The sequence below is a fragment of the Bradyrhizobium sp. LeoB3 genome (genome assembly GCF_055456055.1).
Genome location: NZ_JBVBEF010000061.1, coordinates 25198 through 51651, shown reverse-complemented (window position 1 = coordinate 51651; position 26454 = coordinate 25198). Strand labels below are relative to the sequence as shown.

The 26454-nt window shown below is 62.9% G+C and carries 21 protein-coding genes and 2 pseudogenes; 3 read left to right on the top strand and 20 right to left on the bottom strand.

Annotation, left to right across the window (positions count from 1 at the left end; all coding sequences use genetic code 11):
• Positions 1–144: 144 nt before the first annotated feature.
• The 4 genes from ACZXDY_RS30495 to ACZXDY_RS30480 all read right to left on the bottom strand — a co-directional run bounded on the left by ACZXDY_RS30495 (position 145) and on the right by ACZXDY_RS30480 (position 4855).
• A complete protein-coding gene (locus ACZXDY_RS30495) occupies positions 145–513 on the bottom strand; it encodes a hypothetical protein (protein ID WP_464348056.1) in 369 nt (122 codons plus the stop codon).
• A 134-nt stretch (positions 514–647) separates the two neighbouring features.
• Entirely contained in the window at positions 648–2687 is a 2040-nt protein-coding gene (locus ACZXDY_RS30490) for an NAD(+) synthase (protein WP_464348055.1), read from the bottom strand.
• 150 nt (positions 2688–2837) lie between these two features.
• Positions 2838–4493, bottom strand: a complete 1656-nt coding sequence (locus ACZXDY_RS30485; protein ID WP_464348054.1) for a copper resistance D family protein — start codon at positions 4491–4493, stop codon at positions 2838–2840.
• Between the two features lie 2 nt (positions 4494–4495).
• Complete coding sequence (locus ACZXDY_RS30480; RefSeq protein WP_130225023.1) at positions 4496–4855, bottom strand: copper resistance CopC family protein; 360 nt, start codon at positions 4853–4855, stop codon at positions 4496–4498.
• 507 nt (positions 4856–5362) lie between these two features.
• Here ACZXDY_RS30480 and ACZXDY_RS30475 point away from each other — a divergent pair.
• Positions 5363–5656 (top strand): hypothetical protein, encoded by a 294-nt coding sequence (locus ACZXDY_RS30475; protein WP_464348053.1) that lies wholly within the window; start codon positions 5363–5365, stop codon positions 5654–5656.
• 103 nt (positions 5657–5759) lie between these two features.
• On the opposite strand, the gene ACZXDY_RS30470 is transcribed toward ACZXDY_RS30475, so the two are convergent.
• The 6 genes from ACZXDY_RS30470 to ACZXDY_RS30445 form a co-directional block, all read right to left on the bottom strand.
• Positions 5760–6962: an oxalate decarboxylase family bicupin gene (locus ACZXDY_RS30470; RefSeq protein WP_464348052.1), complete on the bottom strand. Its 1203-nt coding sequence runs from the start codon at positions 6960–6962 to the stop codon at positions 5760–5762.
• Positions 6963–7167: 205 nt separating this feature from the next.
• Positions 7168–8313, bottom strand: a complete 1146-nt coding sequence (locus ACZXDY_RS30465) for an acyl-CoA dehydrogenase family protein (RefSeq protein ID WP_464348051.1) — start codon at positions 8311–8313, stop codon at positions 7168–7170.
• A gap of 14 nt (positions 8314–8327) precedes the next feature.
• A complete protein-coding gene (locus ACZXDY_RS30460) occupies positions 8328–9155 on the bottom strand; it encodes an SDR family NAD(P)-dependent oxidoreductase (protein ID WP_464348050.1) in 828 nt (275 codons plus the stop codon).
• A gap of 14 nt (positions 9156–9169) precedes the next feature.
• Positions 9170–9580, bottom strand: coding sequence for a MaoC family dehydratase (locus ACZXDY_RS30455; protein ID WP_130225016.1), 411 nt, complete (start codon positions 9578–9580; stop codon positions 9170–9172).
• The gene (locus ACZXDY_RS30450) at positions 9577–10032 is read right to left on the bottom strand and encodes a MaoC family dehydratase N-terminal domain-containing protein (RefSeq protein WP_464348049.1); all 456 of its coding nucleotides are present in this window, start codon (positions 10030–10032) and stop codon (positions 9577–9579) included. The genes ACZXDY_RS30455 and ACZXDY_RS30450 overlap by 4 nt, the downstream gene beginning before the upstream one ends.
• A gap of 8 nt (positions 10033–10040) precedes the next feature.
• A complete protein-coding gene (locus ACZXDY_RS30445; RefSeq protein ID WP_464348048.1) occupies positions 10041–11225 on the bottom strand; it encodes a lipid-transfer protein in 1185 nt (394 codons plus the stop codon).
• 88 nt (positions 11226–11313) lie between these two features.
• On the opposite strand from ACZXDY_RS30445, the gene ACZXDY_RS30440 reads away from it, so the two are divergent.
• On the top strand, positions 11314–12048 hold the full coding sequence (locus ACZXDY_RS30440) for a TetR/AcrR family transcriptional regulator (RefSeq protein ID WP_464348047.1): 735 nt from the start codon (positions 11314–11316) through the stop codon (positions 12046–12048).
• On the top strand, positions 12048–13604 hold the full coding sequence (locus ACZXDY_RS30435) for an acyl-CoA synthetase (RefSeq protein ID WP_464348046.1): 1557 nt from the start codon (positions 12048–12050) through the stop codon (positions 13602–13604). Before ACZXDY_RS30440 ends, ACZXDY_RS30435 begins: the two co-directional genes overlap by 1 nt.
• Before the next feature lie 76 nt (positions 13605–13680).
• On the opposite strand, the pseudogene ACZXDY_RS30430 reads toward ACZXDY_RS30435, so the two are convergent.
• The 10 genes and pseudogenes from ACZXDY_RS30430 to ACZXDY_RS30385 form a co-directional block, all read right to left on the bottom strand.
• Positions 13681–13857 (bottom strand): annotated as a pseudogene (locus ACZXDY_RS30430) (NYN domain-containing protein); the annotation flags it as partial.
• 135 nt (positions 13858–13992) lie between these two features.
• Positions 13993–15444 carry an aldehyde dehydrogenase family protein gene (locus ACZXDY_RS30425; RefSeq protein ID WP_464348045.1) on the bottom strand — a complete coding sequence of 484 codons (1452 nt, stop codon included), beginning with the start codon at positions 15442–15444 and terminating at the stop codon, positions 13993–13995.
• 59 nt (positions 15445–15503) lie between these two features.
• Positions 15504–16835: an MFS transporter gene (locus ACZXDY_RS30420; protein WP_464348044.1), complete on the bottom strand. Its 1332-nt coding sequence runs from the start codon at positions 16833–16835 to the stop codon at positions 15504–15506.
• Positions 16836–16908: 73 nt separating this feature from the next.
• Entirely contained in the window at positions 16909–17715 is an 807-nt protein-coding gene (locus ACZXDY_RS30415) for an enoyl-CoA hydratase/isomerase family protein (RefSeq protein ID WP_028165737.1), read from the bottom strand.
• Between the two features lie 29 nt (positions 17716–17744).
• Complete coding sequence (locus ACZXDY_RS30410; RefSeq protein WP_464348043.1) at positions 17745–19289, bottom strand: AMP-binding protein; 1545 nt, start codon at positions 19287–19289, stop codon at positions 17745–17747.
• The gene (locus ACZXDY_RS30405; protein WP_464348042.1) at positions 19282–19800 is read right to left on the bottom strand and encodes a (2Fe-2S)-binding protein; all 519 of its coding nucleotides are present in this window, start codon (positions 19798–19800) and stop codon (positions 19282–19284) included. The genes ACZXDY_RS30410 and ACZXDY_RS30405 overlap by 8 nt, the downstream gene beginning before the upstream one ends.
• Positions 19797–20612 carry an FAD binding domain-containing protein gene (locus ACZXDY_RS30400; protein WP_464348041.1) on the bottom strand — a complete coding sequence of 272 codons (816 nt, stop codon included), beginning with the start codon at positions 20610–20612 and terminating at the stop codon, positions 19797–19799. Before ACZXDY_RS30400 ends, ACZXDY_RS30405 begins: the two co-directional genes overlap by 4 nt.
• Complete coding sequence (locus ACZXDY_RS30395; protein WP_464348040.1) at positions 20609–23623, bottom strand: xanthine dehydrogenase family protein molybdopterin-binding subunit; 3015 nt, start codon at positions 23621–23623, stop codon at positions 20609–20611. The genes ACZXDY_RS30400 and ACZXDY_RS30395 overlap by 4 nt, the downstream gene beginning before the upstream one ends.
• A 129-nt stretch (positions 23624–23752) precedes the next feature.
• The gene (locus ACZXDY_RS30390; protein WP_028165742.1) at positions 23753–24595 is read right to left on the bottom strand and encodes an AraC family transcriptional regulator; all 843 of its coding nucleotides are present in this window, start codon (positions 24593–24595) and stop codon (positions 23753–23755) included.
• A 91-nt stretch (positions 24596–24686) separates the two neighbouring features.
• Positions 24687–26416: pseudogene (locus ACZXDY_RS30385) on the bottom strand (thiamine pyrophosphate-binding protein).
• Positions 26417–26454: the final 38 nt, after the last annotated feature.

Here is a 26454-nt window from a genome sequence, read left to right as displayed (position 1 = left end):
TTGTTTTGACGCGTTTTCTTCACGCGAACCGGTGTCCACCCTCGGATCAAGTCCGAGGGCATGCTTCGCTCGAAAACCCTCTAGCAAGGTCCGGAGAGATGCCTCAGGCACCGAAGGGCGCGACCGCATTGGATGCGCTGCCCGTCACTGATGGCGTCCAGTCGCGGCAGCCTTGCGCGGCGTTGCATTGCCGTGTCGGTTGTGATTGGAGCCATGCCGGCCGTTCGGCAACTCGATGGGCGTGTGCCGCTGCGCCTTGGCGTCGAACACCGTCACATGAAGCTTCGGATGTCGCTTCTTGATTTCGATCGCGGCCTTCTCGGCGGCCTCGTAGCTTTCGTGCTCGGACTTCAGTTGCCGATCGACGGCAACATGAAAAGGCTTGGTGAGCGATGGCTTGACGGACTTTCGACCCGAACCTGCGACATTGTTGGCGACCGGCGTCGTTACCGGCCCGATTCGAGCCGAGAAACCGGCTTTCCGTGAGGAACCGCGTTGCTTGTTCCTGGGCATTGGTCGACCTTCTCGAGAACATGCCCACGTCTACGAGCGGAAACCTTCATTCAGCGCATTTCCACTATCGGGACGTTGAGCTTGGTCAATAACAACGCAAATCAGTTCCGGCGGTGCCTATCGATCTGTCCTTGTCAGGCGGGCGGAACGTTTCGTTCCAAATCCTCCAGCCAAGCCGCAGCGCTGGCGTCCGAGGGCGCGCGCCAATCGCCGCGGGGCGAAAGTGACCCTCCGGCCGAAACCTTGGGGCCGTTTGGCATCGCGGAACGCTTGAACTGGCTGAACGCGAAAAATCGCCGCAGGAAGACCTCCAGCCAGCGCCTGATATCGGCAAGCGGATAGGCTTTGCGCCGGTCAGTGGGAAACGCGGCTGGCCATTCGCCCTTGGCAACGTCGTTCCAGGCATGCCAGGCGAGGAATGCGATCTTCGACGGCCGGAAGCCGAACCGAAGCGTATAGAACAGATTGAAGTCCTGCAGCTCATACGGCCCCACGGCCGCTTCCGTGCTCTGCGGGGTCTCGCCGGCCTGAACAGGTACCAGCTCGGGCGAGATCTCCGAGGCGAGAATGGCGCGCAACGTTTTTGCGACTTCATCGTCGAACTGTTCGGTCGCGATGACCCAGCGGATCAAGTGCTGGATCAACGTCTTCGGCACGCCGGCGTTGACGTTATAATGCGCCATCTGGTCGCCGACACCATAGGTGCACCATCCGAGCGCCAGCTCGGAGAGATCGCCGGTGCCGATCACGATCCCTCCGCGATAATTGGCGAGGCGGAAGAGATAGTCGGTGCGCAGCCCCGCTTGCACATTCTCGAAGGTGATGTCATAGACCGGCTCGCCCCGCCCTGCGGGATGATCGATGTCGCGGAGCATCTGCGTGGCGGCTGGGCGGATATCGAGCTCGCCGGCGCTCACCTGCAGCGCCTGCATCAAGGCCAGAGCATTGGCCTTGCTTTCGCTGCCGGTCGCAAAGCCCGGCAGCGTGTAGGCAAGAATGTTCGATCTCGGCAATCCGAGAAGATCGATCGCCTTGGCGGCAACGATCAGGGCGTGCGTGGAATCGAGCCCGCCGGACACGCCGATCACGACGCGCTTGGTGCCGATGGCCCGCAGCCGCTGCACCAGGCCCGCAACCTGGATATTGTAGGCCTCGTAGCAATCCTGATTGAGGCGGCTCTGATCGCTGGGCACGAACGGGAAGCGCTCGACCTTCCTCGCAAATCCGATGTCCGTCATCGGAGGCCGCAGCGCGTAACCGATCCTCCGATAGGAGCCGGCACTCTTCTGCCTTCGATTGTCGTCGAAGGTGCTCATCAGCGAGCGCTCCTGACGCAGCAGATCCAGATCGATGTCGGCGATCGTGATCTGTCCGTCCTGCCGGAAACGCTCACCCTCCGCCAGCAGCACGCCATTTTCGAAAATGGAGGTCTGGCCATCCCAGGCCAGATCGGTGGTCGATTCCCCGATTCCCGCCGCGGCATAGACATAGGCGGCGAGGCAGCGTGCGGAGCAGGATCGCGATAAGAGATCACGCGACAGCGCCCGGCCGATCGTGATCGGACTGCCGGAGAGATTGGCGAGCACGGTCGCTCCGGCCAAGGCAAGTTCCGATCCCGGCGTCACCGGGATCCACATATCCTCGCAGATCTCGACGCCGATGGTCAGTCCCGGAACATCGTCGGCCTCAAAGAGCAGGTCGACGCCGAAGGGAGCGCGAACATCGCCAATTGTGATCTCCAACCCGGTCAATCCCGCGCCGGAGGCAAAGTGACGGGTTTCGTAGAACTCCCGATAGGTCGGCAGGTACGTCTTGGGAACGACGCCGAGAATGCGACCACGGTGAATGACAACAGCGCAATTGTAGATCCGTGCCCCATGACGCAGCGGCGCGCCGACGATCAGAACGGTCATCAGCTCGGCCGATGCCGCCCGGACGCTCGCCAGCCCTCGCTCCACCGCATCCAGGAGCGGATCCTGCATGACCAGATCTTCGATCGCATAGCCGCAGAGACACAGTTCGGGAAATACCGCTGCTGCCACCGACTGCTTGTGGCAGGCGCGGGCCGCCTCGATGATCGCGGTCGCGTTGGCGGCCGGATCGGCGACACGGGACACCGTGACGCAGGCAGCGGCCCGGGCGAAGCCGTGGCGGTAGATTGAATGGAAACTCATATGGCTCGGCTCCGTCCCGCGAGACCCAGTTTGCAAGACAACTCCCCGGCCGATGCTGCGCCGTCAAGTCATCTCAGTTAGGTCTAGTCTATTCGAACACGGCGCCTTGCCAAGCAACTGATGGCCGCGAAACGTTAACCGACGTTTGGGTCAAGCCTCCCGATAATCGAGCAGGATCAGCCCGACCAGGATGAATGCCACGGGCCAGATCCAGGAGGCGATGCGGCTTGCCTTGCCGTCGAGACGGAGCTCCAGCCAGCGCGCCCATCCGGCGAGGATTCCGCATAGCGCCAGCGGCGTGTGGCTCATCTCGATCAGGAGCTGGTCCTTGATGTTAGCGATGGCATGGGAATGGGTGAGCAGCAGCGCGCCGCCGATCGCGGTGGTCAGAGGAAACACCAGCGCCGCGTTGCTGTTCCTGAGCCCGCCGACCTGCACGCGCCACTCGAACAGACCAAACACGACGATCAGCAACACGAAGATGCGATGCTGTGCGATCTCGGGATCACGCAGCGATTCGAAAAAGCCGAACTGTCCGAGCGGCCACGCCGCCTCGTCGGCACGGAAGAACAGAAACGTTGCCATCGCTAGAAAAAGCAGCGGCCAATGCCTTGCCCACCGGCCCCAACGAAAATGCTGGATCAGGGCGAGAAGGCCGATGAGGACGACGAATATCCCCGCCCAATGGTGGTTGAATTCCGACCAGGCGACATCCGCGGCGTTGCGGGGCAGGATCGTGCCTTCGCCTGGGACATAGGCCAGCGGTGCCGTTGTCCGCTGCGCATCAGCCGCAGCAATCTTTGCCTGCAATTCCGCGACGGTGAGCTTGTCGTAATCAGGGCTTGACAGGCGGATCGGGAATTGCGGCGTGAACCGCTCGACGATCTCGGACCAGCTCACCCGGTCCTGCGCCAGATCGATGCCCGGCGGCAGCGACGTCAGGGAGGCGGCGGCAAAGAGCACAGCCGCACCGATGCCGATTTCCACTTCGGCGAACCGCTTCAGTCGGAGGATCGGCGTTGACGCATCGCGGCGCAGCCGGTCGACGGTGAAGAAGTTGAAGGCGCCCAGGGCGAGCAGCATCAGCAGCAGACAGACCTTCGCGCTTGTCATGACGCCATAGGCGGTGCCGTAGATCGCCTCGAAGGAGCCGATATAGCCGATCGACATCACGGTGCCGCCGACGAGGATGGCGCCCACTGATGCCATCGACATCACCGAATAGCGCCGCCCGATCAGCTTCCAGTCAACCGGATCTTGACAGAGGTTGAGCGCAATCAGGAAGCAAGGCAGGCCTCCGATCCAGACCGCGGCACCGAGCATGTGCAGCCCGCCCGCGACGAGGTAGGGCCATCGCAGTTCGAGACGACTCGCCGCGTGAGTGACCGAAAGCTGCGCGATCAAGATCACGGCGGCGAGGCCGACAAGAAAGAGAAGTCGTGACGTTGTCCACGACCTCCTTGCGAGGAGAGCAATGAGGAAGGCGCAAGCGGCGATCACGAGGTCCGCTCGTACGAAACCGGCCCCGGCCGCCTCCGCCCACGACAGCTCGAGCGTGCCGACAAGCGCGAGCGCGTTAAGTACGAGCGAGCAAAGCGTGAAGATGCCCAGGAGGAAGGAGCTGATAACAAGAAAAGTCCGGCAGTGGCTGCCAATCTTGGCGCTCCCGACGGAAAGCCAGGGCTGGAGCGGTTGCAGCAGCACAAGCAGGAAGGCAAGCGTGCCGAGCGTGAAAGTCTGGCTCGTGAGAATCAGACCCCGCAGAACGACGGACAGGTAGCCGAATATGTCGAGAAAGAGCGACACGGCTATCGCACGGTGAACCGAATATCGCCACGCGTGATGTGCCCGTCGACGCTCAGCACCTGCCAGCGCAGACGCCAAGCACCAGGGCTGAGACCTTTTGCCTCCGCATCCAGCGCGTCGGGTGGCGAATCGGCCGCCGGTGCGAGCCGCTGCTCTGTCCCACCAGCGCCGATCAGCGTCACTTTCGAACGATCGCGATCAATCCGACTGTTGAACTGCAGATGAACCGGCACATTGCCAGCAGGCACAACCGCGTCAGCCGCGGGCGACGACTTGATCACGATGGCGTGCGCGATAGCCTCCTGGAGAGAAAGCAAAACAAGGAGCAGCACCGAAAACGGCAATGGAATGCTGAGTCTCATGCGCGGCGGCTATTGTTGAGGAGAATGCAGGTAATCATTCACCGGTTCTCGTGACCTGGTCACTGACGTGACTGTACGAACCAGCTCAATATCGCAGTTGACCATGTGCTGGCTGAACTCGGCTTCAACTATCCACCGGTTATGGGTAAAGACCGCGTGAGCTTAGCAAGGAGCGCCAAGCCGAGTGGGCGGGAAGCTCCGCTCATCATCCCAGATTCCCAAAAAATGATACGGCATAGTTTTGTTATGTCAAGCGCATTCCACCCCGGCATCTGCGGCCTTGAAGACGGCTAGCGCGACGCCGCTGCGCGCAGGATGTATCGCGCACCTTAAGCGGCGGTGCGTCTCGGTTACCGATGTAGCCGCTCAGTCTGCAGCACGTCATGATCCGGTAGCAGAGTTGGCTAAAATTTCGAAAGTACAGCGATCGACGAGCGGCGCACCGCAAAGCGGGCCGAGCGTTCATGAAGAGCTCTCGTTGAGATCGAACAAGAGCCGGGTGCACGAATGATGTTTTCGGATGTAACGTACTACCTGTTTACGGTCTTCAACGCTCTGCGGGTCATTTCCTATCTGCCGCAGATCTACAGGATCGCGCATGATACCAATGGCGCCTCGGCCATTTCCTATTCGACCTGGTTTCTGTGGACTGCCGCGAACGGATCAACGGCCGTCTACTCGTTTTCCAATCTCGGGGACATGACGCTCGGCTTGACCAACGGCTTCAACGCGCTGTGCTGTGCGATCGTCGTCGGGCTGACGGCGGTCAAGCACCGCCAATTTCAATCGCAGGTCAGGTAGAGCCACACACATTGTTGCGCATGGCCGCCCCTACGCCATTCTCTCGCTCGTACCTCGCAAGAAGGCAACGATAACTTTGCGCTGGCTTTGATGCTCCGCGCCTTCAGATCACCGGCTGCTTGTCCTTGCGAATTGCCTCGAGAGCCGAACGATCGATCTTGAGGTGCGCTTTGACCAACTCATGCGGCGTCAGGGCCATCCACTGAGCCAGAGATACATCCATGAATCTCGGCGACCTAAACAGCTCGAGGAACTGCAGGGGCTCACCGCCGGTGTTCTCGATGAAGTGGCTCATCGACTTGGGCACATATCCGACATCGCCGGCCTGATAATCGAAGGTGCGCGCATTGCCCTCGGCAGCGAAGACCGTCATCCGCGCTTTACCGGAGATGTAGAACTGCCACTCGTCCGCGTTGGGATGCCAGTGAATCTCCCTCATGTGACCTGGGTCGACTTCTACATGCGCCGCGGCAACATCTGTGGAGATCGGGAAGTTGCGCGTGTCAGCGATCCGCACTCGCCCTCCCGGGGAGATCGTGGGCTGCTGCTCCATTAACCCGAACGCCATGTCCTGCGGGACACCTCCGAGGGAATCTTCGATACGGTCGGCGTCAATTGGCGGAGGTGGATCGGACTGGAAGATGAACAGTTCCTCTGTCGGAATCTGATCCAGTTGCTTGACGTCCAGCTTCAGGTTCTTCGCAAGCACGCCCCGGTCCGTATGAGCAAACAGATCAGTAATCGCGAAAGTGCTGTCTTCGGAGAAGCTTCCGTCAGGAAAGGCCAGCAGGAATTCACAGCCATCTTCCGGCAAGCCCTGAATGGAGTGGGGAATGCCTGACGGAAAATACCAGAGATCTCCCGCCTTCACATCGGAGATGAAGTTATGCCCGTCATTATCGACAGCGGTGATCCTGGCTCGGCCGGCGAGCATGAATGCCCATTCTGCCGGCTTGTGCCAGTGCAGTTCGCGCACCGCGCCCGACTTCAAACGCATGTTAACACCGGCCATGGTCGTCGCTACCGGCAACTCCCTTACCGTTACCTCGCGAGACCAGCCGCCTTCTCGAATTTTCATGTGTGCGTCTGCGAAGGAGAAGCGCAGATTTGGTATCGAGCCGTGATCGGTGGACGGCGGGCGGAGAATATCGGGGTTTTGCTGCTCCCGCTCGACATTCCGGGGGCCGATGATTGGCGCTCCTTTAGCGCCAATGAGCGGTTCGTTGCTATTCTTTGCTGCGGCCGCGGCGGTCGCGCCACAGGCGGCGGCCGCCGCAATCAGCGTTCGTCGATCCAAAATGTCCATGATAGCTCCCTTCGCGTAGCTGGGTTGGGAACTGGCAAGCATACGAACTCGCCTATCCTCAATTAGCAACCGAAGCGCTCGCAGAAGGTTGCGGTGACATTCACGCGAGGAGAAGGGCATGCCGCAGCGGAAAGGCATTCACCGCCGTGGCTTCGTCGCCGGCGCCGGCGCCGGAGCGCGGTCGTTTGCAGCGGCGGCGGAATTGCTACAACGACCGCGCGATCAAGAGCTTCATGATCTCGTTGGTGCCGCCGTAGATCTTCTGGATCCGCGAATCTACGAACATGCGGGAGATCGGGTATTCCTGCATGTAGCCGTAGCCGCCGTGCAGTTGCAGACATTCGTCGGCGGTTTCGACCTGCTTTTGCGAGCACCACCACTTGGCCATCGAAGCGGTGACGGTATCGAGGTCCTTGGTGATCAGGCGCTCGATACACCAGTCGACGAAAATGCGCGCGATCATCGCCTCCGTCTTGCGCTCGGCGAGCTTGAAGGCGGTGTTCTGGAAGTCCAGGAGCGGCTTGCCGAACGCGGTCCGCTGCTTGGTATAATCCGAGGTCAGCTTGACCGCACGCTCCATCGAGGCGACGGCTCCGACTGCCAGCGCCAGCCGCTCCTGCGGCAATTGCTGCATCAGTTGCACAAAGCCTTGACCTTCCTCGAGCCCGAGTAGGTTTTCCGGCGGCATGGTGACGTTGTCGAAGAACAGTTCCGACGTATCGGAGGCGTGTAGCCCGATCTTGTCGAGGTTGCGTCCGCGCCGGTAGCCAGCCGCACCCGCGGTCTCGACCACGATCAGCGAAATGCCCTTGGCGCCGACTTCGCCGGTGCGCGCGACGACAATGACGAGATCGGCGGCCTGGCCGTTGGTGATGAATGTCTTCTGACCATTGATGACATAGGAATTACCCTGCTTTTTCGCCGTGGTTCTGACGTTCTGCAGGTCTGAGCCGGTGCCCGGCTCCGTCATGGCGATCGCGCCGACCATCTCGCCGGTCGCCATTTTCGGCAGCCAGCGCTTCTTCTGCTCCTCGGAGCCGTAGTTCAGAATGTAGTGGGCGACGATGGCGCTGTGCACGGAGACGCCGGTCGTGACTTCCGGCATTGTGCTCTCGAGGTCCTCGAGCACCGCGGCATCATAGGCGAAGGTGGCCCCTAACCCGCCATAAGCCTCCGGCACGCTGGGCAAGAGCGCCCCCATCTCGCCGAGCGCGCGCCAGGCGAAGCGGTCGACCATTTTCTGGTCGCGCCATTTCTCAGCGTGCGGCGCCAGATCCTTGGCCAGGAATTTCCGGAATTGGTCACGGAACGTATCCAGTTCCTCGGTCATCCAGGACGATCGGTATTCCATGAAACCCCCTGCTCTCAGACGATGAGGCCGCCGCCGGCAACGACGACCTGGCCGCTGATATAATTGGATTCCGGACTGCAGAACAGATAGACAGCATCCGCTGCCTCTTCAGGTGTACCGCCGCGACCGAGCGGAATCATTCGTGCCATCATCTCCAGCATCTGCGGCTGTACGCCGACCTTGATCTCGTGGCCGGCGACGTCAATCGTCTTTTGTTGCGCCTCGATCGGCTGCGTCAGACGGGTGTTGATCAGGCCGAAGGCGACGCAATTGACGTTGACCTTGTAGCGCCCCCATTCCTTGCACAGCGTTCGTGTCAGGCCGACCAGCGAGGCCTTGGCCGAGGAATAGCTCGCCTGCCCGGCATTGCCGTAGAGGCCGGCGATGGAGGAGATGTTCACGATTTTGCGAAACACCTCGCGCCCCTGCTCCGCCTCCTGCTTGGCAAACACCCGGATCGGTTCGGCGGCGGCACGCAGGATGCGGAACGGCGCCACGAGGTGCACGTCGAGCATCGCCTGGAACTGCTCATCCGTCATCTTCTGGATCGTGGAGTCCCAGGTGTAACCGGCATTGTTCACGATGATGTCGAGGCCGCCGAACCTTTCCAACGCAGCGCCAACAAAGCGGTCGGCAAAGCCTGCCTCCGCGACGCTGCCGTTCACTGCGACCGCATCGCCGCCAAGCCCCTTGATCTCCGCCACCACGGCATCGCTAGGCTCGGCGTCGAGATCGTTGACCACGACTTTCGCGCCCTCGCGCGCAAGCTTGAGCGCGATCGAGCGCCCGATGCCGCGGCCGGAGCCGGTGACGAGCGCGATCTTGCCTTCCAGCCTTGCCATGAGCATGTCCTTCCTTAGAGCGCGATGACGGCGCTGCCTTCGAGCTTGACCTCGCCGCGCTCGTCTTTGGTGGTAAGTGCGAGCCTGACTCTGCGCTCGCCGTTCTCCTCGAACAACTCGGCCACAGTGCCCTCGCATGTCAGCCGCGCACCGAGTTGGGTGATGGCCACAAACCGCGTCGCGAACGCGCGCAGCCGCGCCGGTGGCACCGCATCCGTCACCGCCTGGCCAAGACAGGCCATGACCAGCATGCCGTGGGCGAACACGTCAGGGAATCCGGCGCTCCTGGCGAAATCGATATCGACATGGATCGGATTGTGATCGCCTGAAGCGCCGCAATAAAGCGCAAGCGTATGCCGGGTGATCGGCGGGAACGTCTTGTGGACGAGGCGGTCGCCGATTCTGATCTCGCCGATTTCCGTCATGGCGCCACCTGGTTGCGCACCACGACGGTGCGCGCGGTGTCGGCGACATGCACGCCGTCCTGGTTGGTCACCTCGCATTGGATGACGACCAGTGTCAGCGCGCCACCCTTCTTCTCGGTGACGGCTGTAACTCGTGGGCGGAAGGTCAGGAGGTCGCCGATCACGACCGGCGCGTGGTAGACGAAGCTCTGCTCGCCATGCAGCACGCGGGCGAGATCAATGCCGAGCGCCGTCAGCATCTCGAACGGCTCTGCGGCACCCATCATTTCCAGGCAGAACAGGTAAGTCGGCGGCACCGGCGTTGCTGCGAACCCCGCCGCGCGCGCAGCCGCCTCATCGCGGTAGACCGGGTTGGTCTCGCCAAGCGTGTTGAGGAAGTAGCGCAGCCGACCCGGCTCCACGCGCGCGGTCACGGGCGTGAAGTGCCGGCCCACGGCGGATTGATCGACCATGGCCGGCATCAATGACGCTGATAGAGCGTGACGACGCAGGCGCCGCCGAGGCCGAGATTATGCTGCAGCGCTAGCTTTGCGCCCTCGACTTGCGTCGGGCCGGCCATGCCGCGTAGCTGCCGCGTCAGTTCGTAGCACTGTGCAAGACCCGTAGCGCCGAGTGGATGGCCCTTGGACAACAGCCCGCCGGAGGGATTGGTCACGATCCGGCCGCCATAGGTGTTGTCGCCGTCGTCGATGAACTTCGCCGCCTCGCCCTCGCCGCAGAGCCCTAACGCCTCATAGGTGATCAGCTCATTGTGGGCAAAGCAGTCGTGCAGTTCGACCACGTCGAGATCTTCAGGCCCGATGCCCGCGCTCTCGTAGACGCGCTTTGCTGCCGCGCACGCCATGTCGTAGCCGACCAGGCGCATCATGTCGCCGGCGCCGAAGGTCGAGGGCGTGTCGGTTGTCATGGCCTGTGCGGCGATCCGCACCGTCCTGGCAATGCCGTGCTTGTCGGCGAACCGATCCGACACCAGCACCGCCGCCGCGCCACCGCAGGTCGGGGGGCAGGCCATCAAGCGCGTCATCACCCCAGGCCAGATCACCTGATCGTTCATCACGGCATCAGCGGTGACCTCCTTGCGGAAGATCGCCAGCGGGTTGTTCGCCGCATGGCGGCTCGCTTTCGCGCGCACCTTGGCAAAAGCGTCGAGCGGCGTGCCGTATTTCTGCATGTGGGCAAGGCCCGCCCCGCCGAAATAGCGCAGCGCGAGCGGAATGCCGGGCGCGTCGATCAGCCGGTCCGCCGCCGCGTCGAATTCCTCGAACGCGCTCGGGCGGTCGGTGTAGACGCTGCCGAGCGCGCCGGGCTTCATCTGCTCGAAACCAACCGCCAGCACGCAATCCGCCGCGCCGCTTTCGATCATCTGCCGCGCCATGAACAGCGCGGTCGAGCCGGTCGAGCAGTTGTTGTTGATGTTGAAGATCGGAATGCCGGTCATTCCGACCTGATAGAGCGCGCGCTGCCCGCAGGTAGAATCACCATAGACGTAGCCGACATAGGCCTGCTGGATCGCGCTGTAGTCGAGCCCCGCATCAGCCAGCGCCAGCTTCGTCGCTTCCGCACCCATCGCATGATAGGGCGCGCTGGCGCCAGGTTTGGCGAAGGGGATCATGCCGACACCGGCGACGATTACCTCGGACATCACTTTCCTCCGAATAAATTACCCGTTGGACTTTTTCTTACCCATGGGTAAGATTACAGTCTGCCGTCACCTGGAGTCAACGCGTCCGAGCATGGATTCAGGATCCCCCGCCCTGCCGTCTTCCCCCTGGCTGCCATTCGAAAGCCGGCGCCGCGCCCGCGACGAGAAGCGCGAGGCGGTGCTACGCACGGCGGTGCAGCTTTTCCTGGAGCAGGGCTATCACCGTGCGACATTGAATGACGTCGCCGAGCGGCTGAACATCACCAAGCCCGCGCTCTACAATTACTTCCGCAGCAAGCACGAGATCCTGTTCGAGTGCTGGTCGATGGGCGCAGATCTCGTCGACAGCGTCATCACCGAGATCAATGCCAGCGGCGGTTCGGGCCTCATCAAGCTGCGCAAGCTGGTGCATTCCTATGCGGAATTGATGGCGACCGATTTCGGCGCGAGCCTGGTGCGCTTCGACCTGCGCGATCTTGCCGAGAAGGACGCCGGCATCGCGCGCGCCGCCAAGAAACGGATCGATGCGACATTCCGCAAGTATATTTCGAGCGGCATCGCCGACGGCTCGATCAAGCGCTGCGATCCGAAGCTTGCTGCTTTCGCGATCGCGGGCGCGCTGAACTGGATCGGGCACTGGTACCGGCGCGACGGCACATCGTCGCCGACCGACATCGCCGACGAATTCACGGCCCGGCTGACCGAAGGCTTGGCTGCGGTCGCAATTCCCAATCACAACTCAAAACAAAAGACGCCGAGCGCGCCCTTGCGGCGCGAAACAAGGCGCAAGGCACCAGGGAAGAAACGCACAGGAGGAGCGTCTTAATGAACATCACCCACGGATTGCGGCGGGCGCTGCAGATCAACCCGAATGGACTGGCCACTGTATGCCGCGAGCGACGACGCACCTGGCGCGTCGTGGGAGAACGGGTCGCGCGACTCGCCGGAGGCTTGCGGGCGCGCGGCGTCGCCGATGGCGATCGCGTCGCGGTGCTGTCGCTCAATTCCGACCGCTATCTCGAGCTCTATCTCACGGTCGGCTGGGCCGGCGCGGTGATCGTGCCGCTCAACATCCGCTGGAGCGCGCTGGAGAATGAGGATGCGCTGCGCGACTGCCGCGCCAGCGTCCTCTTCGTCGACAAGGCGTTTGCGCCAACCGGCGCGCAGCTCGCGAAGGCGATCCCAGGACTAAAGTTGATCTTTGCCGACGATGGCGATGCGCCATCGGGCACCGAGAGCTATGAGGCCGTCATCGCGAGGAGCGAGCCGGTCGCCGACAGCATGCGCGAGAGCAAGGATCTCGCCGGCATCTTCTACACCGGCGGCACCACGGGGCGCTCCAAGGGCGTGATGCTCAGCCACCATAATCTGATGGCGAATGCCCTCAATGCGCTCGGTGAAGGGCTGTTTCCGGCAAGCTCGGTCTATCTGCATGCCGCACCGATGTTCCATCTCGCCAACGGAGCGGCGATGTATTCGCTGCTCCTCTCCGGCGGCTCCAATGTGATCATACAGGGCTTTACGCCCGACGCCGTTGCGGCCGCGATCCAGAGCCATTGTGTCACCGATGTGCTGCTGGTGCCGACCATGATCCAGATGCTGGTCGATCACCCGGCGATCGGCAGCTATGACCTGTCCTCGCTCAAGAACATCGTCTATGGCGCATCGCCGATCAGCGAGGCGGTGCTTGACCGCGCCGCGCGGGCGCTGCCGCTTGTTCAGTTCACGCAGGCCTACGGCATGACCGAACTGTCGCCGATCGCGACGCTTCTGCACTGGAAGGAGCATATCGGCGAGGGACGCAAGAAGGGTCGCCACCGCGGCGCGGGCCGCGCCACCCTTGGCTGCGAAGTGCGTATCGTCGACGAGAACGAGCGGCCGGTGCCCTCGGGCAATGTCGGCGAGATCGTCGTGCGCGGCGACAACGTGATGATGGGCTATTGGGAACGGCCCGAGGAGACCGCGCGAGCCATCGTCGATGGCTGGATGCACACCGGCGACGGCGGCTATGTGGACGAGGACGGCTTCATCTATGTGGTCGACCGCGTGAAGGACATGATCATCTCCGGCGGCGAGAACGTCTATTCGATCGAGGTCGAGAATGCGCTGGCGCAGCATCCCTCGGTGCTGCAATGCGCAGTCATCGGCATCCCGAGCGAACAGTGGGGCGAGCAGGTCCATGCGGTCGTGGTCAAGCGCAGCGGCGTCGAAGTCTCCGCCGGCGAGCTGATCGAGTTCACCAAGACGCTGATCGCGGGCTACAAATGCCCACGAAGCATCGAGATCACCGAGGCGCCTCTGCCGCTTTCCGGCGCCGGCAAGGTGCTGAAGCGCGAGCTGCGCAAGCCGTTCTGGGACAATCGCGAGCGCCGTGTAAACTGACTCTCTCGGTTGATCGGAATCGGTCGGACTGGGCCGGTCGCTCCGCGGGCTCCCGCTGAGCGGGGCGCTCGTACTAGTCGCGGCCGACCAAAGCTCTCATCTCATCAAGGTCCTGAAAAACGTCAGCCTGACGACGCAGATCGTCAGCGACCATGGACGGATGACTCTTGATGGTGGATACAACTGTCACGCGCACGCCACGGCGCTGTACGGCTTCGACCAGCGAGCGGAAATCACCATCGCCAGAATCAAGTGAAAACAGGGCGCACTGCACTTTTTTTGATCACACGCTGACCATCCGACCGACCCGGGATCCGGCCCTGTTCACCTATCGCGTGACGCGCTGCCTGCCGGTCACCGATAGGCGTCAGTAGCGGCCGCTAGCTAGCTAGACAGTGCCGCAGTTCTGATAGATGTGCTTGATCTCGAGGAAGTCGATCAGCCCATCGTAACCGTGCAGCCGGCCTAGTCCGCTGCGGCGGTATCCACCGGTTTCCGCTTCGGCAAACAGCCTGTTATGCTCGTTAATCCACACCGTGCCATTGCGCAAAGCGCGTGCGACGCGCATCGCGCGCGCGCCATCGTGGGTCCAGACGCTGGCAGAGAGGCCGTATTCGCTGTGATTGGCGCGGACAACCGCCTCCTGCTCGTCCTCGAACCTCTCCAGAACGACAAACGGGCCGAAGATCTCCTCCTGCACGAAGAATCCCGAAGTATCGCGATGCGCAACCAGCGTCGGCGTCAGAAAGAATCCCTTGGCCAGATCTCCGTTCGGCCGTCCGCCACGCAGGACAACCTCGTCCGCTGCAGCCATCGCATCGTCGATCCTGTGCGAGACTGCGGCAAGCGACGCCGCATCGATCAACGGACCCATGTTCGTCTCTGCCGAGAGGCCGGAGCCGATTTTCAGGTTTGTGAGAGAGGACCGCAGCGCTGCCTTCATCTCCTCATAACGCGACGCATGTACCAGAACACGCCGCGCGGCCGTACATTGCTGTCCGGAGATGATGGTCGCAGCGGCAGCGAGCTTTGGTGCCACGGTCGCGATATCTGCATCTTCAAAGACGAGACAGGCCGACTTCCCGCCGAGCTCAAGCGACAGTTTCTTCATGGTCGGCGCAGCCGCAGCCATGATGCGTTGCCCGGTCGAGTTCGAGCCGGTAAAGCTGAGCACGTCGACTTCGGGCGAAGTGACGAGATATTCCGCCACCTCGTGCCCCTGCTCGTTGACGAGATTGACGACGCCGGCAGGAAGCTGCTCGACGTCGCTAAGGCACTTGATGATCTCGGCCGTAACCAATGCCGTCTGCGGCGCGGGCTTGATTACCGCCGTGCACCCGGCGGCAAGGGCCGGCGTCAATGCGCGGATAAGCAACACCGCGGGTGCATTCCACGGGATGATCAGGCCGGCGACGCCTGCCGGCTCTTTCAGCATCGTGGAGAACGTACCCGGTTCGACCTCGAGAACGTGTCCGGGGATATGACGCGTCAATCCCGCGTAGTAACGTATCTCCGAGACGCTGCCCTCGATCTCGCCGCGCGACTGCGCAAGCGGCTTTCCATTCTCCAGCGTGAGAAGGCGCGCCAGTTCCGCGCCGCGCTGCTCCATCCGGTCCGCCCATCTCAGCATGACCAGCTGGCGAAGCCGCGGATTCTGCGACCAGCCCGCGCGCTCGAAAGCGCCGCGTGCGGCCGATACCGCCGCTTCCGCGTCTTTCTTTCCGCCGGCCTCGACGCGGCCGACCACCGCCTGATTGGAAGGATCAATGCTCGGCACCGTTTCACCGGAGGATGCCGGTTGCCAGACGCCGTCGATCAGATTGAGAGCATGAAGAGACATAATATCCGAACCTAACTTTCGATCGTGGCGGCGCGGCCCGACCGCGCCGCCACTAGTCCTCACTTGAAGTCGCCCTTGGTCTCTGGGATCACGATTGCCCCGATCAGGTAGATCGCGAAGACCGCAACCGAGAAGATGGCGAGCGATGTCGGAATCTGCGCGGCGCCGGCACTCACCAGCGACACGAAGGTCGGCATCATGCCGCCGAGCGCAAAGCCGATGTTCCAGGACAGCCCTGTACCGCTCGCGCGCACAGCCGTCGGGAAGCGCTCGTTCAGGAAGATCAGCACCGGTGCATAGCCGGCATTGCCGATGAAGGCGATCGCCAGCGCATAGAGCGTGATCTGCGTGATGTCCTTCGTCGCGGCAAGGCCCAGATAGCACAGCGGAAGCAGCACGATGGCAGCTGCCCCGACCAGGAGAAAGGTCTTCTTCCGCCCGATCTTGTCGCTCAGCGATCCGATCAGAACCGCCGAGAAGAACGACGAGACGCTGGCGCCCATCAGAATCAGCGATGAGGTCTGGTTCGGGACCGCGTTGATGATCTTCAAGAAGCTCGGAAGATATCCGGAGGTCAGATAATAGCCCGCTCCGCCGCCGAACGTGATCAGGATATTGAGCAGCAGGATCCTGCGGTACTCTCCTGAAAAAATCTCCTTAACCGGAGCCTTGGACGCCTCTGCCTTACGTGTCTTCTGCTGCCGCTTCAGCTCCTTGAAGTAAGGCGATTCCTCGAGGTTCTTGAAGATGAACCAGCCGAGCAAAGAGCTCAGCAGGCCGGAGAAGAACATCACGCGCCAGCCCCACTCCGCGAAGGCTTCACCGGGAAAGATCGAGGAGGTGATCAGGAACACGAACGACGCCAGCAACGCGCCGATCCCGGCGCCGCCGCCACCCACCAGGCCGGACATCGCCCCGCGCCAATTTGCGGGCACAGATTCCGTGCCAATGGTATGGGTCGAGGCCACCACCCCACCGACGAATACACCCTGCACCAGGCGCAAGATCAGGAAGATGATTGGCGCGATCACGCCGACCTGGGCGATCGTCGGCAGCAAGCCGAACGCAGCCGTGCTGATGCCGACACCGAAAATTGCGACCAGCATGGCGCGCTTGCGTCCGTGCACGTCGGCATAATGGCCGAATACGGCCGAGCCGAGCGGCCGCATCAGGAGCGTGACGGCGAACGATCCATACACTGCGGCCAGCGACAGCGCCGTATTGCTCGATGGAAAGAACAATGCGCCGACAACCGGCGCGACATAGAGCAGAATGAACAAATCAAAAAGATCGAGCGCCCAGCCGAGCACCGAGGCAATGATCGCGTTGACCATCTGTCGATTGTCTGCCGACGTCCGCACATTCGCGACGGACACGTCCATCTCAGCCATATTTCCCTCCCCGTCGAAGATTGCCGCGGCGGCTGACCGCCGTCCGCGGCGTTGTTAGTCGTCTTCCCTGTCGTCAGCGCCCGACGAACTTGGGCGGACGTTTGGCGTTGAAGGCTTCGACGCCTTCCTTGAAGTCCTCGGACTGACGCAGCCGGCTGTAGCAATGGCCCTCGAGCTCGATGGCGATCGTGAGCGTCGAGTCTTCGGTGTCGTTCAGGAGCTTCTTCGCGGTACGCTGCGCCAAAGGCGAGAAGGTGCGCAGCTCGTCGACCAGCCGGTCCGTCGCCTTCTCAAGCTCGGCGTCCGGCACGCATTCGGTCGCAATCCCCCACTCCAGCGCCTGCTTCGCCGAGATCCGCTTGGAGCGCATCACGATGTCCTTGGTGCGGGTGATACCGACCATTTTCTGCAGACGTGCCGATCCTCCCGACCCCGGGATCTGTCCGAGCTTCTGCTCCGGCAAGGCGTATTGCGTGGTTTCGGAAGCGATGCGGAAGTCGCAGGCGAGCGACAGCTCGAATCCGACGCCGAAGCAATAGCCGCGATTGGCGACAATCACCGGCTTGGCGCAACGTGCGGGCGCGGCGATATTCCAGGCCAGTTTTGATACGTGCTCCGGGCTCGCTTCCATGAAGCCGCCGATATTGCCGCCACTGGAGAAATGGTCGCCCTCGCCCCGCAACACGATGACGCGAACACGCGGATCTTCGTCGAGCGTCTCGAAGGTCAGCCGTAGCTGATCGCGCTGCGGCATCGAGACGACGTTATAGGGCGGCCGGCCGAGTATGATGTCGGCGCGCTCATGCGCCTCGTCGATCTCGACCTTGAACCCATCGAGCTTGGCGAGCCGGGGATCGGCAAAGGTGTACGGAGATGGCATGTGGTTTTCCTTTCGTTGGTGTCGTGTGATCAGGCCGCATCCGAGGGCGGCAGACGCTCAGCTTCGTATTCTCCTGCGACGAGCAGACGCCGGAGAAGTTTACCGACCGGCGATTTTGGAATGGCATCGACAAAGACGTAGCGTCGCGGGCGCTTGAAATTGGCAAGACCGGAGGTACGGCAAAACTGCTCGAGCTCCGCCTCGGAGACCGATCGGTTGCGCTTGACGAAGGCGGCGACGATCTTGCCCCATTTCTCGTCGGCGAGACCGACGACTGCCACTTCAGAGACAGCGGGATGCAGCGAGAGGCAGCTTTCGATTTCCACCGGCGACACATTCTCGCCGCCGGTGATGATCATGTCATCGACGCGGCCGGTCACGAACAGGTCGCCGTCGGAATCGATGAACCCGGTATCTCCGGTAAAATACCAGCCCTCGCGCAGCGCCTTGGCATCGGCCTCGGGCCGCCGCCAGTAGCCTTCGAATGCTTCGTCGCCGGCGAGCGAGGCGATGATCTCGCCCTCTTCGCCCGGTGCGGCAAGTTCGGCAATCGAACGAGCGTTGATCCGTACCACCCTGATGTGCTGGTTGATGCCGGCCTTGCCGGCCGAGCCGGGCTTGGCCGGCGCGTTCTGATCGATCGTGAAGGTGTAGATCTCGGAGCTGCCGTAATGATTGACGAACAGGTCCGGCTTGAACACTTCGCTCAACTTCTTGAGCAATCCATCCGTCATCGAGGCGCCGGCAAAGCCGAGTTTTCGCACGCTCGATACGTCGGTCGCCGAGAACGCCTCGTGGTGAACGAGATCGTGGTAAAGCGTTGGCACCAGATAAAGATTGCTGATCTTCTCGCTCTCGATAAGGGCCAGCGCCTGGCGGCTGTCATAGCGCGGCAGGCAAATGAAGGTGCCGCCGATCAGCGACATCGCGAGCAAGGAGCGCACACCCATGGTGTGATAGAGCGGCATCACGCCGAGCGTACGCTCGTTGCGGCCATAGAGGTTTTGCGCGACATGCGCGATTGCCGCCGCGCGCTCGGCACGATGATGGCGCGGCACGCCCTTTGGTCTCGATGTCGTGCCCGACGTGTAGAGCATGATCGACCATGCATCGGCGCCGACCCGAGGCTGGGCATCAGGAGCGTCGCCTTCCACCATGTCCGCGAAAGCCAGATCTCCGTCGGCATTCATACCGACCGCAATGCGTTGCAAGCCCGCCGCGCGCGTGGAATTTCTCACGGCGTCGGCGGAGACATCCTGATAGAAGATCGCGCAGGCCTCCGCATTCTCGATGCAGAAATCGAGATCGTCGGCCTTGGCGCGCCAGTTGATCGGGGTGATGACGAGCCCTGCAAGCTGGCAGGCCCAATGCAGGGTCGCGGCCTCCCAGCGGTTCTGCAGCACGGTGACGACGTGATCGCCGGGCTTCAACCCGATGCGATCGAACGATGCTACGAGCGCCGAGATCTTGCCGTACCACTGCCGATAGGTGAGGCGAAGCTCGCCGTCGACGATTGCAAGCGTATCCGGATCACGCGCGACGCTTGCAATGAAACTGCTGCCGAGATCAAGCATCTGACTTCTCTTGGGTGGTGGTGGCGAGCTCGGCGGCCGCTTCCAGCGCCGCCTTTACGATCGGGGTGTAGCCGGTGCAGCGGCAGAGATGGCCGCTCAGGAGATCGCGGATATCGGCTTCGCTTGGCGCCGAATGCCGACGCAGGTAATGGTCGAGCGACATCAGGATGCCGGCGGTGCAGAAGCCGCATTGCAAGGCGTGGTTGCGGCGGAACGCTTGTTGCAGGATGCCGAGCCGGTCGGGCGACGGGGCAAGCCCCTCGACGGTTTGGACCTCGCAACCATCGGCCTGTGCCGCCAGCGTCAGGCAGGAACGCGTGAGCATGCCGTCGATAATGACCGTGCAGGCACCGCAAACCCCATGCTCGCAGCCGACATGGGTTCCGGTTGCGCCGATCTGCTGGCGCAGGAAGTCGGACAGCAGCGTGCGCGGCTCGGCTTCGGCTTCAACCGGCCTGCCGTTCAGCTTGAAGCGAACCGGATGACGGCCATGGGCGCTGAGACGGGTCATTGCAGCACCTCGCGCACCAGATCGCGGCCGATGATTCGCACCAAATCGCGGCGATAGCGCGCGGTCGCGTGCACGTCATCGCGCGCGTCGAGCTCATAGGCAAAGCCGTTCAGCGCATCGTCGAGCGCACTTCCGTCCAGGCGCGGCCAGTCCCGCGCCTGCGGAACATCGGCGACGCCGCCAACGGCAAAGCGGACACCTTTCGAGGTCGCAACCGCCGCGCAGGCCACGATGGCGAAATCACCGTGACGGCGGGCGACTTCGCGGAACGCGCATCGCTCGCCGGCCCGAGCGGGAAACGATACGGCTTCAATGAGTTCGTCTTCCGCCCGCGCAGTGGCCATCATGCCAACAAAGAACTCGGTCGCTGCAACCCGTCGGCGCCGTCGCGCATTGCGCAGATGCACCTCGCCGCCGAGGGCGATCAGCGCGAGCGGCATCTCGGCGCTCGGGTCGGCATGTGCGAGCGAGCCGCAGATGGTGCCGCGGCTGCGCGTCTGGACATGGCCGACCCAGGGCAACGCCCGCGCAAGAAGCGGCTGAGTCCGCGCCAGTTCCGGCCATGCGAGCAAGGCGGCCTGGCGCACGCCGGCGCCGATCGTCACCACTCCAGCCTGTTCTTCGATGCGATTGAGCTCCTTCAGCCGCATGATGTCGATCAGGAGTCTCGGCTTGGCGAGGCGCATATTGAGCATCGCCATCAGCGACTGGCCGCCGGCGAGCACGCGGGCATTGCCGCCCTCTTTCGAAAGTCCCTCGAGGACTTCGTTGACGGATTCGGCGCGGACATAGTCGAAGGCGGCTGGTTTCATCGTCGCCCTCCAAACAGGCTCGCAAGCTTGGCGAGCAGCGCAAACATCGAGATGCCACTTGCAGGCGCCCCACCGCCGGCCTGGCGCGCAAGTGCCGCAAAGAACTGTCCGATGATCACGCGCGTGGCGCCGTCGAGCAGGCGGCCGCCGATGCTCGCGACCTTGCCGCCGATCGCTGCGTCATAGCTGTAGCTGAGCTGTGTGCCGCCTTTGCCGTCGGGCTCGAGCGTGATGCGACCTTCGGCGTTTCCGAAACCGAGTGCCCCCTCCGCTTTTCCGCGCAGCGTGACTGCGCGGGGCGGGTCGAGATCAAACAATTGGACGTCAGCACGATAACGTCCGCTGACAGGACCGATGCCGAGCGTCACGTCGGCGCGGAAATGCGTGTCGGAAACCTTGTGGACCTGCTCGCATCCGGGGATCACAGCCTGCAGCGTCTGGGGATCGAGCAGCATCGTCCACACCTGCTCCGGCGCCCCGTTGACGGACGCACGGCCCTCGCCGCGCAGCCGGCGGTCTCCTTCGCGTGCAGGCGCCGCCTTCGATTGTCCCGTCGGCGGTTCGGGCTCCGGACCACGCACCAAATCGGCGAGCTTCGCCGGCACCAGCGGCAGCGTGACGTCGGCAAGGCCCAGCGCGTCGGCAACGGCATTGGCGATGCACGCCGGCGTCGACATGCAGTTGCCTTCGCCGACGCCCTTTGCCCCGAGCGGGGTGAAGGGCGACGGTGTCTCGATATGGATGATCTGCGGCTCGGGGACTTCGGTCGTCGTCGGCAGCAAATAGTCCGCAAACGTTCCGGTCAGAAAGCTGCCGTCCGCCGCATAAGCATATTCTTCATAGAGCGCCGCCCCGAGCGCTTGCGTAAAGCCGCCGCGGATCTGCCCGTTCACCATGCCCGGATGCAGGATGGTGCCGCAATCGTGCATGGTCACGTAGCGATCGATACGGGTCTCAAACGTCGTGCGGTCGATCTCGACGCCGCAAAAATCGAAGATGAAGCCGTGGCAGAGCGAGGAATTGATGCGATCCTGATCGTCCGGCGGGGTCAGCTCCGGCGGCGTCCAGAACACGGTTTCGCGGATGGTCTGGCCGGCATCATCAGGCAATGAGCCCGGCGACCAATGACAGAGCGCCGCCACTCTGGAAAAAGCGATGCGGTTCTCCGGATTGCGCTTCGACGCGACGAAGCCGCCGGCGAACATGATCTCTGCCGGCTCAACATTCAGCTGGCTCGCAGCGATGCGCGCAAGACGGACCGCGATCCGCTCAGCCGCCAACTTCGCGGTCCCGGCTACGGCGGCCGCAAACCGGCTCGCATAGTTTCCGGAGGCGATCGACCAGGCATCCTTGGCGGTATCGATCTCTGTATTGACGCGCACGTCCTGCGGCTTGAGACCGAACACATCGGCCACCACCTGCGACAGAACCGTGCGATGACCCTGCCCTTGCGGCACGGATGCGACATGGACCGCGACACCCCCGACGGGATCAAGCGCAACCGTTGCGGTTGCCTGCGCGCCATTCTTCGGTCCGGCCTTGCGACGTTCCGCCGCCGTAAGCACCGTCGTGATATAGCCCATGTTGGAGACGCTGGGCTCAACGACAGCCGTAAAGCCGATGCCATAAAGGCGGCCTTGCGCGCGCGCCGCATCGCGTCGCGCCTTGAGTTCCGCGAGTTGGCCCTGCTCGACAGCTCTGGCGATCGCCTCCTGATAGTTTCCGGAGTCCAGCAGCGCACCGGTCGCCGTGCGATAAGGAAAGGCGCTCGCCGGAACGAGATTGCGCCGGATCACGTCGAGCGGATCAAGGCGCAGCCCGATCGCAATCCGCTGCATCAGGCGCTCGAGTGCGAAGTAGACTTGCGGTCCGCCAAAGCCGCGGTTAAGGCCGGTCGGCGTCTTGTTGGTGACGACCACGCGGTTGCGCACTTTCACATGGCGGATGTCGTAGGCGCCAGTGAGATTGCCATGCATGCGGTAGAGCGTTGCGGGTTCGGGTGCGCGCAGGTGGGCGCCGCAATCCTCGACCTGGTCCCAATCGAGCGCGAGGAGCCTGCCGTCCGCGGTGACCGCGGCTGAAAGCGTCGTGGCGCGGTTGGTCGCCGAGACCGAGGCCGTCAGGTGCTCAAGCCGATCCTCGATCCACTTCACGGGGCGCCCGACAGCGCGAGAAGCCGCGCTGATCAAAACGATATAGGGAAAGACGCCCTGCTTGACGCCAAAGCTGCCGCCGGAATCCGGTGGCGTGCGCAGCCGCACCCGATTGCCCGGCACCTTCAGCGCACGCGAGATCACGGTATGAATGCTGAAAGGACCCTGGAAATTGGCGAGGATGTCATAGGCATTCTCAGCCGCATCGTAGGTGGCGACGACGCCATAGGTTTCGATCGGCGTGCAGGAATTGCGCGGATAGCGGATGTCGATTGAAAAGCGATGCGTTGCTTCGGCAAACGCCTGCTCGGGATTGCCATAGGAAAAACTGCGGTCGCTGGCGAGATTGCCGGGAAAACCATCGTGCAGGACAGGCGCATCGGCAGCGAGCGCCGCCAACGGATCGACCACCGCAGCGCGCGGCCGGTACTCGACGTTGATCAGTTCGATCGCATCTTCCGCCCGGGCGCGATCGCTCGCGACGACCACGGCGACGGGCTCGCCGACATAGCGAACCCGCTCGGTCGCAATCGGCCAGCATTCCACCGGCGCCTTCACGCCAACGACGAGGCTCGACGTCAGCGCCTTGACCTGCTCGCCGGTGAGGACAGCGGCGACGCCCGGCGCACGCCGCGCCGCCTCAGCGTCAACAGAGACAATATCGGCATGGGCATGTGGGGAGCGCAGGATGGCAGCATGCAGCGTCCCCGGTGGAGTGCCGAGATCGTCGATGAAGCGCCCGCGCCCGGTGAGCAGCGCGGCATCCTCGACGCGTTCGATCGAACGGCCGACCCAAGGCCGGTCTTCAGCCGTATTCTGATCGACCGATGATGCGGACTGAACCGCGGCCTCCGCCATTCCGACGCTCCTCTCCATCGCGCTCTCTGACGCGACGTGGAGCAGTTGTCAGAATGTCAGCCATGCGGGCCATACCGCCCGATCTCACGACCTACCAAATCGTCTCATTTCGGAGTGTGCGCCGCAATATCAACTGGCAAGCCGCGAGACGTTGCGAAATTCGCGCGGGCCGACTCCGGCGTGATCGCGGAAGAAGCGGGTGAAATGCGCCGGCTCCGGAAAGCCGAAGCGCTCACTGAGATCAGTGACCGACGTATCCTGGTGGATCACGGCATCAAGCGCCCGCTCCATCCGCACGACGTTCAGATAGATCTTGGGCGAAACCCCGAGCGAGGATTCAAACAGGCGGAAGAACTGCGCCCGCGACAGCCCTGCGCCCTTCGCGAACTGATCGACATTGGCGTGGGCTCCCTCCTGCGCGCGGATCACTTCCGTCGCGCGCCGGATCCGCCAGTCGCACGACATCGCGTTCATGCCGCGGATGGAATTGGGAAAGCTCCGCCACGGTGTGAAGCGCTCGATCACCGCGATCATCAGGTCCGAGAGGGTCTGCTCATGGGCACGGACGCAGTCCGGATGCGACATCATGTCGGTGGCAAGATGCATCGTGAGTTGCCGGATCCGCGGCGAGACCTCCCCGGACGGCTGATCGAAGAAACCCGGCGCGCCGCTCGCGGCCCATCCGGGCCGGAACTCCTTCAACCATTCAGGTTCAATATAAAGCGCCAGAATGAGGGTCCGCGGCCGCGCGGGATCGTGAACATAGGCGTGCGGCTTCCAGCCGTCGACGAGCACGGCGCATGTGTCGGTCAGCGGATAGACCCTATCTCCCACCAGGAACTGTGTATCGGCGCCTTCGACCTTCAGCAGGACATGGCAATGCGGATGCGCATGGCGCACCAGCGAACGATCCATATCCAGCAGCGCGACCCTGCCGAAGGCGCCATGAGCGATGCGCAGAGCTGTCGACATCAAGGCCTCCCTTCAGACGTCGTTGTTGCTTCCTTTCCCGTCAGCACAAGTCGAATGATCTGTCAATCCGAGAGGCAGCCACGGCACGCCATCATCGTTGCGGAGCAACATCGCGCGCAGCGAGCGCACGCTCGCGTAATTGCGTCAGCGTTGCAGTGGGCGTAATCGCTTCCGGATCGATCCTGAGCTCCAGTATGGCAGGTTTGCTTTTTTCATCGGCGAAGGCCCGGGCCCGCGCAAATGCTGCGGGAAAGGCATCGGTTTCCAGCACAAGTTCACCATAGCCGCCAAAGGCCCGCGCGAGCGCTGCGAAATCCGGATTGTCCAGCGCCGTCGCATGTACCCGTCCGGGATATTCCTTCTCCTGGTGCATGCGGATCGAGCCGTACATGCTGTTGTTGATGATGATCGCGATGACGCCGAGCCAATGTCGCGCCGCCGTGGCGAGTTCGTTCGCGCTCATCAGAAAGCAGCCGTCGCCCGCAAAGCAGACAGCAGTGCGCTCGGGATGCGCCAGCTTGGCGGCGATTGCCGCCGGCAGGCCATAGCCCATCGATCCGGAGGTCGGCGCAAGCTGGGTCCTGAAGCCGCCATAACGGTGAAATTTGTGCACCCAGATGGCATAGTTGCCGGCACCATTCGAGATGATCGCATCCGCGGGGAGCACCTCGCGCAAGTGCAGCATCACTGCGCCCAGATCAACCGGGCCCGGCATTGATCCCGGCGTCTGGTCGGAGACGAATTCGGCACGGCCTGCCGCAACCCAGGCCTTCCGTTGCAGGCTCCTGGTTGCCTGCGATCCGTCGGACGGCTGCAGTCGCGCGACGGCCGCGGCAAACTCCGGCATGCCAGCGTTGACCAGGAGATCGGCTTGATAGACACGGCCGAGTTCGTTCGGATCGGCATGCACGTGAACGAAGCGCTGCGATGGCCGGGGCACTTCGAACAAGGTGTATCCGGACGTCGTCGTCTCGCCGAGCCGTCCGCCGATGGCGATGATGAGATCAGCGCTGCGAATGCGCCGGACCAATGCCGCACTCGGTCCAAGTCCGGCGTGGCCGATGTAGTTTGGATGGCGGTTATCCAAGATATCCTGCCGCCGGAAGCCCGCGACAACGGGCAGATCGAACAGCTCGATGAAGGTCTTGAGGTCCTCGCAGGCTCGCGCGTTCCACCCGCCGCCGCCGACAATAACAAGCGGCCGCTCCGCATCCGCTACCATCTCGACGAGCCGCGAGAGCTGATCAGCACTCGGATGCGCCGCAGCCCGCCGATACGGCCTTGCATCCGCAGCCACGACCTCCTCGGCCAGCATATCCTCCGGCAGCGAGACCACGACCGGACCCGGGCGTCCCGAGACCGCGACATGAAAAGCGCGGCTGACCAATTCCGGAATGCGCTCGGCGCGATCGATCTCCACGACCCACTTCGCTATGCCGCCGAACATCTGGCGGAAATCGACTTCCTGCCACGCTTCGCGTCCCAGCATGCCGCGGGCAACCTGCCCGATGAACAGGATCATCGGCGTCGAATCCTGCGAAGCTGTATGCACGCCGATCGCGGCGTGGCTTGCGCCGGGCCCTCGTGTCACGAAGCAGATACCGGGCTGCCCGGTCAGCTTTCCATAGGCTCGGCCATGTGAGCCGCGCCAGCCTCATGACGCGTCACGACGGTCCGGATCGCGTTGCCGTCACCGGCCAGCGCATCGATTGCGGCCAGAAAGCTTTCCCCCGGCAGGCAGAATACCGTGTCGACGCCGTGGATCTTCAGCGTATCGATGAGGATTTCGCCACCGCTGCGCCGGCCTGAGGTCGTCAACATCGATCGTTGCTCACCCGACGATTGCTTGATGACAGAGA